Consider the following 11,363-nt stretch of genomic DNA (forward strand, 5'->3'; position numbering starts at 1 on the left):
AAATTTACCGATACAAATAACTGTGGTGTAAATGTCTTTTTTCCTTGCATGAGTAAATTTAAAAAAAATCAAATTTATTTACAAGGTTTTGTATATTTGAGTTGTGCAACATGCACAACCGTTTTGCCCAATTGCTGGGCTTGGGACTTATCAGCTGGCTTTTGGCTTTAATTTTTTTTGGCTCTTGGAAAGTTTTCCGTTTCAAACTTTTCGGTATATTTGTTTACGCCTGTGATAAAAGCAGCAACTGTCGCAAAGCGGCATTACGTTAGTGGCAACCCGAGAGCGACGGAACGCTTAAAGCAGAATCGACAAAAAAAACACCAAAATATAAACTAAAAAATTCATTACTTTAGCGTTTTGAAAAAGTAAAATTATGGCATTAAGTTGGAACGAAATTAAAGAACGAGCTGTAAAGTTTTCTAAAGAATGGGCAGAATATTCTAACGAAGAAGCAGACGCAAAACCATTTTTAGTAGAATTCTTTAACATCTTTGGAGTTTACAGCAAGAAAGTTGCAACTTTTGAACATCGAGTTAAAAAACTTGATGAACGTGATGGCTATATTGATTTACTTTGGAAAGGAACAATTTTAATAGAAATGAAAAGTCGAGGAAAAAATCTTGACAAAGCGTTTCAACAAGCTAAAGATTATTTGCACGGTTTAAAACAACACGAATTACCAAAATACATTTTAGTTTCAGATTTTGAAATCTTCAAACTTTACGATTTAGAAGAAGAAAACATTGTAGAATTTAAAATTTTAGATTTAGTAAACAACGTTCAAAGTTTTGGTTTTTTACTTGGCTATCAGAAAAAAGTGTACAAAGAACAAGATCCAGCCAACATAAAAGCGGCTGAATTAATGGGTAAACTTCACGACCGATTAAAAGAAATTGGTTATGATGGTCATCCGTTAGAAGTATATTTGGTTCGCCTACTCTTTTGTCTTTTTGCCGAAGACACAACAATTTTCAACAAACAACAATTTCAAGATTATATAGAATTTCGCACCAACGAAGACGGAAGCGATTTAGCACCAAAATTACAAGAACTTTTTCAAGTTCTAGACACGCCAAGTGAAAAACGTTTCAAAAATCTTGACGAACAATTAGCTGAATTTCCATATGTAAACGGAAAACTATTTCAAGAAATCTTGCCAATGGCAAGTTTCGATACCAAAATGCGAAAAGCATTATTAGATTGTTGTTACATCGATTGGAGCAAAATTTCTCCAGCAATTTTTGGTTCAATGTTTCAAAGCGTAATGAATCCAAAAGAACGCAGAAATCTTGGGGCACATTATACAAGCGAAACCAACATTCTCAAACTAATAAAACCTCTATTTCTTGACGAACTTTGGGCTGAATTTGAAAAATTTAAACACGACCCAAATTCATTAACACGTTTTCATAATAAAATTTCTAATCTAAAATTTCTAGACCCAGCTTGTGGATGCGGAAACTTTTTGATAATTACATACAGAGAGATAAGAATACTAGAGTTGCAAGTGATTTTAACTTTACAAAAATTGAACAAGAGAATTCATCAAATGGAATTTTTAGATATTTCGCTATTTTTCAAAGTAAATGTTGATCAATTCCACGGTATTGAATACGAAGAATTTCCTTCAAAAATTGCAGAAGTTGCTATGTGGCTTATAGATCATCAAATGAATATGTTTGCAAGTATTGAAACCGGCGACAGATTATTCAGAATACCTCTAACCAAATCAGCAAATATTGTTCACGGAGATGCACTGCAAGTAGATTGGCAAAGTTTATTAAACCCAGTAAATACAATTGATGTTAATGTACAACACACCAATATTTACATAGTTGCAGAGCCAACACCAAAATACGGAACAGCAAATATTCAAACCAAAACGTTTAGTGTTTACGGCAATGAAAAACGAGAAATTGCGAACGAAATAAAGTTTGATTACATAATTGGAAATCCACCGTTTATTGGTTCTAAAATAATGACTCAATTTCAAAGAAATCAAATTGTAAAAGAATTTGATAACATTGCTGGAAGTGGAACTTTAGATTATGTGACTGGTTGGTACATAAAAGCGGCAAAATACATTCAAAACACAAAGATAAAAGTTGCATTTGTTTCAACAAATTCAATTGTTCAAGGCGAACAAACGTCTATACTTTGGGGACAAATGTTAAATAAATTTGGCATAAAAATTCATTTTGCGCACCGAACCTTTCGTTGGAGCAACGAAGCAAAAGGAAATGCAGCCGTTTATTGTGTAATAGTTGGTTTTGCTAATTTCGATACAAATAATAAAAGTATTTTTGATTATGAAAACATTAAAGGAGATGCACACGAAATTAAGGCAAAAAACATTAACGCTTATTTAGTAGATGCAAAAGATATTTTTATAGAAAAAAGAAGGAAGTCAATTTGTAATATACCTGAAATTAAATTTGGAAGCATGCCAAATGACGGAGGATTTTTGATATTGACAGATAATGAAAAAATCGAATTTCTTAAAAAAGAGCCAAATGCTGAAAAATATATTAAACCACTTTTAAGTGCCAAAGAATTCCTAAACAATGAAAAAAGATGGTGCTTTTGGTTAAAAGATATTAATCCTTCGGATTTAAAATCTTTGCCAGAAACGTCTAAAAGAATTCAAAACGTAAAAGATTACAGAAATAAAAGCACGAGAGAAGCAACTAGAAAATTAGCCGATTTTCCTACTTTATTTGGAGAAAACAGACAGCCAAATTCAGATTTTATTTTAATACCATTACATTCGTCAGAAAACAGGAGATATATACCTTTAGGTTTTTTTAATTCAGAATATATTCCGAGTAATAGTTGCTCGTTTGTTTCAAATGCAAGTCTTTTACATTTTGGTATTTTGATGTCAACAATGCATATGGCTTGGGTTAAAACCATTTGTGGACGATTAGAAAGTCGTTACAGATATTCAAATGAATTGGTTTATAATAATTATCCATTTCCAGAAAATCCAAGTGAAAAACAAATAAAACAAATTGAAGAAAAAGCACAAAAAGTTTTAGAAGTTCGTTCAAATTTTCCTAAAAGTTCATTGGCTGATTTATACAATCCGTTAACAATGCCACCAACATTAATAAAAGCACATAACGACTTAGACAAAGCTGTAGATGCTGCGTACAGAACTGCACCTTTTACAAGCGAAGCCAACAGAATGGTTTACTTATTTGAGTTATACGAAAAATATACAGCCGATTTATTTACAAAAGAAAAACCGAAGAAAAAAAATAACAAAACATAAAAAAGAAATGTTTCCTCCGCAAACAAACTAATTGCGGTAGCAATTAGTTTTCTTATTACCGCTTTTGTATTTATTGCATCCGCAAAAAGAATTATTGTGTCCGCATTTGTATTTATTACTTCCGCAATTGTATTTATTAAATCCTCAGAAAGAATTATTACTTTCGCAATTGTATTTATTGTATCCGCAAAAAGAATTATAACAACTACATTGAAAATGACGTTTAGTAATCAGAATAAAGGGCAGTCAATAGCAGCAGTTTCAAGAAATGGCGAGGCACAGGATTTATTTAGAATAAACGCTGTTTGATTAAAACTTATTTTTGTAATGGTCAGTGTTAAGTTAATGTCACTTAATAGGGCCGCCAAACGATGATCATTTTTATTTCAGAAATTACCAATCCTAAGAAGGGGTTTAAATTTGTTGTCCCAACAGGAAAAATGCATATAAATTAGATTGAAAAAATGACATGTTAGTGTATTATATTGAAGAATAAAAAATGTTTAAAAAGAAATAAAATGGAAGTATTTGAGTTGACTTGGAATTTTCTGAGGGAGTTCTTTAATTATGAACATTATACCAATGCTATTCAAAAATCGAGAAATGCCATAGAAAATAAAGGTAATTATCAAGAAAATTGGCAAAAAATAGCTATAGCTATTAAGGAACGAAAATTTCAACCTGATGAACCATTAAATTTGGTAAATCAAGCAGCTAATCAAGTGTTAGATGAAAATTCAGATAATGAAGCATATTTTTGGCTGGATAAACTAGTTTATAATATTGAAAGTCAAAATGCTCAGATTGATGAATATTAATTCAACACACTAATTTGCTAAATAGTCAAATTACTTCTTTGGAAACTTTTAATGCTTCTACATCCACCGTTCAAAATGCTACTGTGTGTACAACCATTGCTTTAGGAGTTTCAAACAACGGTTCTTATTTAGTTACTTTAACTGATCTTCCTTTAACCAAAACAATTTGCAGGTTTAGAAAAACAGGTGTTTCTTCTCAAGAAATTCAAATGAATAACATTCTGGCAGGAATTTATTTAGTAACTGTTAAAGATGGTACCAGAAAAGAAGTAAAGAAAATTATGGTAAACTAATTAAAAGTTATAGTTTATCGAATAGTTTTACCACATAAAAAGCATATTTATAACAAGTTATAATAGCGATCTAAAAAAAGATATAGCAAGACAACTTTTTATCTTCAGCAACATGCTTATTGCATTGGTGTTATATTTAGTAATCCAAAATCAATCAATAGCCTATAAGAAATAAAAAAAAATAGTAATTCTTATAAGAAAATAACATAAAACTTTTGCCTAAAGCATTATACAGGTTAATTAGAATTTAGCAATTCTTTAACCTGTTTTTTATAACATGAAAACTTCAGAGAATAGATAAGTTTCATTCTGCAATAAAAAAATATCTAAAACTAACATATACTGTCATTTATAAGCACTATTAACTTGTAGTAAACAATTAATTTGGCAATCTAATAATTTATAAATATTTTGTATTATGAAAAAAAGAAAAATTTTAACAGTTAGTGTTTTTATCATATTTAACCTCTGCTGGTATAGTTCTATTGGTCAATTTCAAACTACAGCATCATTTCCTGATGCACGCTACGCACACTGTACGGCACAATCATCAAATAACAATATACTGATTTTTGGTGGAACTATTGCAACAGGTGCTAATATCAATAGTGTATATGAATACAACCCTTCATTAAATACTTGGACAGCAAAAGCAAGTATTCCCAATGCAGCAGGACTAAGTAACAGTACATGCGTGAAATTAAACAATGGGAATGTTATACTATTTGGAGGTTGTCAAAATGGTTCTAATTCGCAGTCCAACAAAATATTTCAATACAATACTACAACTGATACTTGGTCTATTCTTTCCGACCTTCCCAACTCATTGGGCAGAGAAAGAATGCGCTCTACTCTCATAAATAATTCTACAGTGCTATTAACAGGAGGTCTTTCTGCGAGTTCTGGGGCATTAAATTACCTAACTACATCTTATTTATATAACGTCAATACCAACACATTTACTCTTGCAGGCAACTTACCAATTGGTTTAATTAATCACACCTCTACATTGCTCCCTAACGGAGAGGTATTAATTACAGGCGGGTTTGATGGATATGCTGCTAGAAATGAAGCTTATATTTTTAATTTACAAAATGGATGGAGAACAGTAACTTCAACATTAAGCTTAGCAGTAAGTGCACATAGTGCATTATTATTAAATGGTAAAGTTTATATATATGGAGGATTCAGTATTCCTCTTTTTCAATATTCAAATAAATTAGATGTTTATGATCCAACAATTGATGCAATTATTCCAGTAAACACAGGTCCAATTGCATGTTCAGAATTCGCAATGGTACCATATAATTCATCCATATTAATAGCTGGAGGAAATAAGATTTTACCCAACTTTACTGCAGGAGTGACTAATGAGAGCTATTTATATAATATAAATAACAATACTTTTTCAACGTTTTCTAATTTGCCATCGTCAAGAAGCGGAATGGAAATTACTGAATTAGGAAATTCAGGAAAGTTTATTTTTAGTGGTGGGCACATTGAGTTAACAGCACCATTTAATGATGCAATTATTTATGATGCAACACTTAGCACAAATCAAAACAATTTGCTTCATCAAATTCAATTATATCCTAATCCAGCGCCATCTGGTAGCTATGTTTCCATTTCATTAGAAAAAATTCCAAATAAAGTAATTAAAGCCGAACTTTTATCCGTTGATGGAAAATTAACTTGGCTGCTTTTCAATTCCAATTTGGCACAAGCTAGCGAATCACCTTTTCAATTTAAACTGCCCAATGTAGCCTCAGGAAATTATATCATTCAATTTACTGGCGAGAATGGACAAATCTTTACCAATAAAATAATCATTACAAATTAATAAAACAAACAATTACTTATGAATACTTCAATTAAAATGCTAATTATTTTTATGATTTCAATAATTAGTTCAAAATTATTTGCTCAAGAGCAAAGTTGGAAAAAACTAACCACCGCAACTTATGCAGGAAAGCAAGACGATATCAGTTTTGTTGATAAAGACAACGGTTGGTATGTAAATGGTTTCGGAAAAATATATCATACAAGCAATGGAGGCGAAACTTGGGAAAAACAATTAGAACAAAAAGGAACTTTCTTTAGAACAATAGCATTTATTGACAAAAACACGGGTTTTGCAGGCACCGTCGGAACAGATTATTTTCCCAACGTAACCGACTCTATTCCACTGTATGGAACCAGAGATGGTGGCAAAACTTGGAAGCCGGTTGACTATAAAGGTCCTTATGTTAAAGGCCTTTGTGCAATTGATGTTGTAAAAGAACAATACATTAATCACGGAAAAATAGACTACAAAATACATATTTATGCAGTAGGTCGTGTAGGTTCTCCTGCTAACATGATGGTATCACACGATGGTGGTGCTACTTGGACATCAAACAGTATGAATAAAGATTGTAAGATGCTACTCGATATTAAAATGTTTGATAAGAATAACGGTTTTGTTTGTGCCGCTACCGATGAAGATATAGAAAAATCGAATGCTTTAATTTTAAAAACCAGCGATGCAGGTAAAACCTGGAAAAAAGTGTACCAATCCAATCGACTATTTGAAGGTACTTGGAAGGCATCCTTTCCAACAAAGCAAGTTGGCTATGTAACCATACAATCTTACAATCCAGATACAAAGGTGAAACAACAACGCATTGCCAAAACAACCGATGGCGGTGAAACCTGGAAGGAAATCAATCTAGTTGAAGATGCCAATGCAAGAGAATTTGGCATTGGGTTTATTGACGAAAACCACGGCTTTGTTGGCACCATGAATACAGGATACGAAACCAAAGACGGGGGTAAAACATGGAAGAAAGTCAATTTAGGAATGGCTTGCAATAAAATTAAAATTTACAAAGATGCCAATGGAAAATTTTATGGGTACGCAATTGGTGTGGATGTGATGAAGGGTGAATTTTAAATGGTATTACCCTGAGTGTAAATTTAAAAAGAGTTATAAAAAAAGAATTTAAACATTTAAAAAGAATTTAAAATGAAGAAAATCAAACTTTTATTTGTGATTGCCACAATTGCATTTACAACGAGTATAAACGCTCAAACATACTCTTATGACTTTATAACTGGTTATGATGGTTGGATTGGAGATTTTGCAGACTATCCTCCTGCGGATTCTATTTTATATGATCTTGAATATACAAGGACAACTTTACCTGCACCTCTTAACACAAATAAATACGCGTTGAAGATAGCAGGTACTAACCGAAGTGATGATTTATTTATGTTTATAAAACGTAAAATAACGGGTCTAATTCCAAACACAACTTATCAGCTTCAAATTCAAGTTAATTTTGCATCAAATGCTCCAACCAATACTGTTGGAGTTGGCGGTGCTCCTGGAGAAGGAGTAACAATGAAAGCCGGAGCTTCAATAATTGAACCCGATAAAATAATCATTGGAGGAGACTACAGAATGAATATCGACAAGGGAAACCAATCAGTCCCTGGAGTTGATATGGGTACAATTGGACACATTGGTGTTTCTGACACAACCACACAATTCACACTAATAAACAGAAACAACACTACTAATTTGTTTACTATTACAACTGATGCAAATGGCGAAGTATGGGTATGTATTGGGACAGATTCTGGGTTTGAAGGTAGAACAACGCTTTACTATGATCAGATTACTCTAATATTTACCAATCTTTTGGGATTAGATGATTTTATTCTCACAAAAGGAATAATAGTATATCCTAATCCTGCAAGTGATATCATTTCTGTAAAAATAAATCCTCTTTTGTTAGGACAAAATTACAAAATCATAGACCAGGTCGGTAGAATCGTGTTGACAGATAAATTGCAGTCAGAAATCACAAGTATTAACATAAATGAGCTTCCATTTGGAATCTATTTTTTAACAATTGGGGAAAATAGAATCCAGTCATTTAAAGTCATGAAGAATTAAAAACGAATAACAATCATACAAATGAAATTTTTTATGAAAAAAATTAAACCAATTTTATTAGTTTCGTTTTTTTTATGTTTTGGTTTTTTATATAGTCAAAAGCAAAACAACCAATGGCGTTTTGGTACAGGTCAAGGTATAAATTTTAATACTAATCCTCCAAGTATTTTTAATGGGGTACCCATTTCTACTTATGAAGGAAGTGCATCTATCGCTGACAAAACAACTGGAGCACTATTGTTTTATACAGATGGTGTCACTGTTTGGAATACTAACAACCAAGTAATGCCCAACGGAACAGGTTTGCTAGGTGGATCTACATACTTATCTTCAATAACAGCGGCCGTAATTATTCCTAAACCTTCTAGTGCCAATTTATTTTATATTGTAACAGTTCAAGAGAATGAGACATTATCTGGAGGTGTATTTTATAGTCTTGTTGATATGAATTTAAATGGGGGATTGGGTGATATTGTTTCTGGTCAAAAAAATATTCCATTATACCAAAATACCTTCGAAAAACTCGAAGTAGTTCCAGCATCGGATGGCTTGAGTTATTGGTTGGTTACCCATAAAGATAATCAATTTATCAGTTTTCAAATTACTAATTCAGGAGTTCAAACCACACCAGTAATTAGTACAGTGGGTAGTTTTGCAGGATATGGATCAGGACACTTAAAAATAAATAAACAATTCAATAAAATAGTGCTCGGTTTTGTCCTAAACAGTAATTTTACTTTAACAAATGTTGAATTGTTTGATTTTAATAATTTAACTGGAGAGGTTTCAAATCCAGTAATGTGGAATTTTATTTATGGTGGACAAGTATACGGATTGGAGTTTTCTCCAAATGGTAAGTTTCTATACGCAGCTAATGTTGATAAAATTATTCAATACGACCTTACCCAAACTACTGCTCAAGGCATACAAAACTCGGCATTTGAATTATCATCATTTGCCCCTCATGGCTCTTTACAATTGGGTATTGATAATAAAATTTATGTTAATAGTGCAAATTTTGGTCTTGGTATAATTAACTGTCCTAATAAACAAGGTAACGCTTGTAATTTCAATCCGAATCTTTTTAATGGCGGTCAAGGACTTGGTTTACCCAAGTGGGTGTATTATCCAGATGATCCTCCATACCCAGTAAACAACTCTATTCTATATACAGGAACATGCTTAGGAACACCAACAACTTTTACTTTACAAAGCACAGTTGGAATAAACAGTCTCTCATGGAATTTTGATGATCCAAATAGCGGAATCGATAATACATCAACCTTACTTAATCCAACACATACATTTACGAGTACAGGAACTTATAATGTTTCGGTTATTGATCAATGTGATACCATTGCAACTATAATAGTTACAATAAACTCCTCAACACCACCTACATTTGCATTTGGTACTACACTTAGTATTTGCTCTGGTGACACCGTGCCTGTATTACCTACAACTTCATTAAATGGAATAGCTGGAACGTGGTCGCCAGCAACAGTAAGTAATACAACAAGCGGAACTTATACTTTTACACCTGATGCTGGACAATGTGCAACAACCACAACTTTTGCAGTTACGATAACTCCACAAACAACACCAACATTTAGTTTTGGAACTTCATTAAGTATTTGTTCAGGTGGAATAGTTCCAACATTGCCAAATACATCAATTAATTCTATCACAGGGACATGGACGCCTGCTATAGTTGACAATTCCAATAACGGAACTTACACTTTTACACCTGATGCTGGACAATGTGCAACTATAACAACTTTTGTAGTTACGATAACTCCACAAACAATACCAACATTTAGTTTTGGAACTTCATTAAGTATTTGTTCAGGTGGAGCGGTGCCTACATTACCAAATACATCGTCAAACTCTGTAACAGGTACATGGTCGCCAAGTTCAGTAAGCAATACTGCAAGCGGAACTTATACTTTTACTCCGAATGCAGGACAATGTGTAACTTCAACTCCAGTTCAAATAACAATAACTGTCAATCCTTCAGTCACTCCAGCTTTTGATCCTATTCCAGCTTTTTGTGCTGGAAACACAGCGCCTGTATTGCCTTCAACTTCATTAAATGGAATAGTTGGAACATGGTCGCCTGCAACAGTAAGCAATACTACAAGCGGAACTTATACGTTTACTCCGAATGCAGGACAATGTGGTACTATAACAACAATTTCAATAACTGTTAACCCATTAGTTACACCAACATTCAATGCAGTGCCTGCTTTTTGTGCAGGAACCACAGCACCAGAATTACCTACAACTTCATTAAATGGAATAGTTGGAACATGGTCGCCTGCAACAGTAAGCAATACTACAAGCGGAACTTATACTTTTACTCCTAATGCAGGACAATGTGTAACTTCAACTCCAGTTCAAATAATAATAACTGTCAATCCTTCAGTCACTCCAGCTTTTGATCCTATTCCAGCTTTTTGTGCTGGAACCACAGCACCAGTATTACCTACAACTTCTTTAAATGGAATAGTTGGAACATGGTCGCCAGCAACAGTAAGTAATACAACAAGCGGTACTTATACTTTTACTCCTAATGCAGGACAATGTGGAGCCATAACGACAATTTCAATAACCGTTAACCCATTAGTTACACCAACATTCAATACAATACCTGCTTTTTGTGCAGGAACCACAGCACCAGTATTACCTACAACTTCATTAAATGGAATAGTTGGAACGTGGTCGCCTGCAACAGTAAGCAATACTACAAGCGGAACTTATACTTTTACTCCTACTGCAGGACAATGTGCCTCAACCCAAACAATAGTAACTACCATAAATCCAAGCAGCTTAACGGATTTTCAATGGATAGTGAGTGACCGTTTTCAAGTAATCCGACCATCACTATTATTCCAAATAGCCCTGGTAATTATTTATACCAATTGGATTCTGGTACTCCACAAACGTCCAATGTTTTTTATAATGTAAGTTCAGGTTTGCATACCGTTCAGGTGACGGATATAAATGGATGTTCAGATACAATAGTAAAGAACGAT

General features: G+C 33.0%; 7 protein-coding genes. All 7 read left to right on the top strand.

Annotation, left to right across the window (positions count from 1 at the left end; translation table 11 throughout):
* Window positions 1-376 precede the first annotated feature (376 nt).
* The 7 genes from ACIQ06_RS15620 to ACIQ06_RS15650 all read left to right on the top strand — a co-directional run bounded on the left by ACIQ06_RS15620 (window position 377) and on the right by ACIQ06_RS15650 (window position 11,295).
* On the top strand, window positions 377-3,277 hold the full coding sequence (locus ACIQ06_RS15620; protein WP_396147857.1) for a class I SAM-dependent DNA methyltransferase: 2,901 nt from the start codon (window positions 377-379) through the stop codon (window positions 3,275-3,277).
* Window positions 3,278-3,795: 518 nt separating this feature from the next.
* The gene (locus ACIQ06_RS15625; RefSeq protein ID WP_396147858.1) at window positions 3,796-4,095 is read left to right on the top strand and encodes a hypothetical protein; all 300 of its coding nucleotides are present in this window, start codon (window positions 3,796-3,798) and stop codon (window positions 4,093-4,095) included.
* 14 nt (window positions 4,096-4,109) lie between these two features.
* Window positions 4,110-4,388 (top strand): T9SS type A sorting domain-containing protein, encoded by a 279-nt coding sequence (locus tag ACIQ06_RS15630; protein WP_396147859.1) that lies wholly within the window; start codon window positions 4,110-4,112, stop codon window positions 4,386-4,388.
* 418 nt (window positions 4,389-4,806) lie between these two features.
* Window positions 4,807-6,228 (top strand): kelch repeat-containing protein, encoded by a 1,422-nt coding sequence (locus ACIQ06_RS15635; protein WP_396147860.1) that lies wholly within the window; start codon window positions 4,807-4,809, stop codon window positions 6,226-6,228.
* A 51-nt stretch (window positions 6,229-6,279) separates the two neighbouring features.
* Complete coding sequence (locus ACIQ06_RS15640) at window positions 6,280-7,320, top strand: WD40/YVTN/BNR-like repeat-containing protein (RefSeq protein ID WP_396147861.1); 1,041 nt, start codon at window positions 6,280-6,282, stop codon at window positions 7,318-7,320.
* A 72-nt stretch (window positions 7,321-7,392) separates the two neighbouring features.
* The gene (locus ACIQ06_RS15645; protein WP_396147862.1) at window positions 7,393-8,328 is read left to right on the top strand and encodes a T9SS type A sorting domain-containing protein; all 936 of its coding nucleotides are present in this window, start codon (window positions 7,393-7,395) and stop codon (window positions 8,326-8,328) included.
* 33 nt (window positions 8,329-8,361) lie between these two features.
* Entirely contained in the window at window positions 8,362-11,295 is a 2,934-nt protein-coding gene (locus ACIQ06_RS15650) for a hypothetical protein (protein ID WP_396147863.1), read from the top strand.
* The last annotated feature ends 68 nt before the right edge of the window (window positions 11,296-11,363 follow it).

The sequence above is a fragment of the Flavobacterium sp. genome (assembly GCF_044341265.1).
GTDB lineage: Bacteria > Bacteroidota > Bacteroidia > Flavobacteriales > Flavobacteriaceae > Flavobacterium.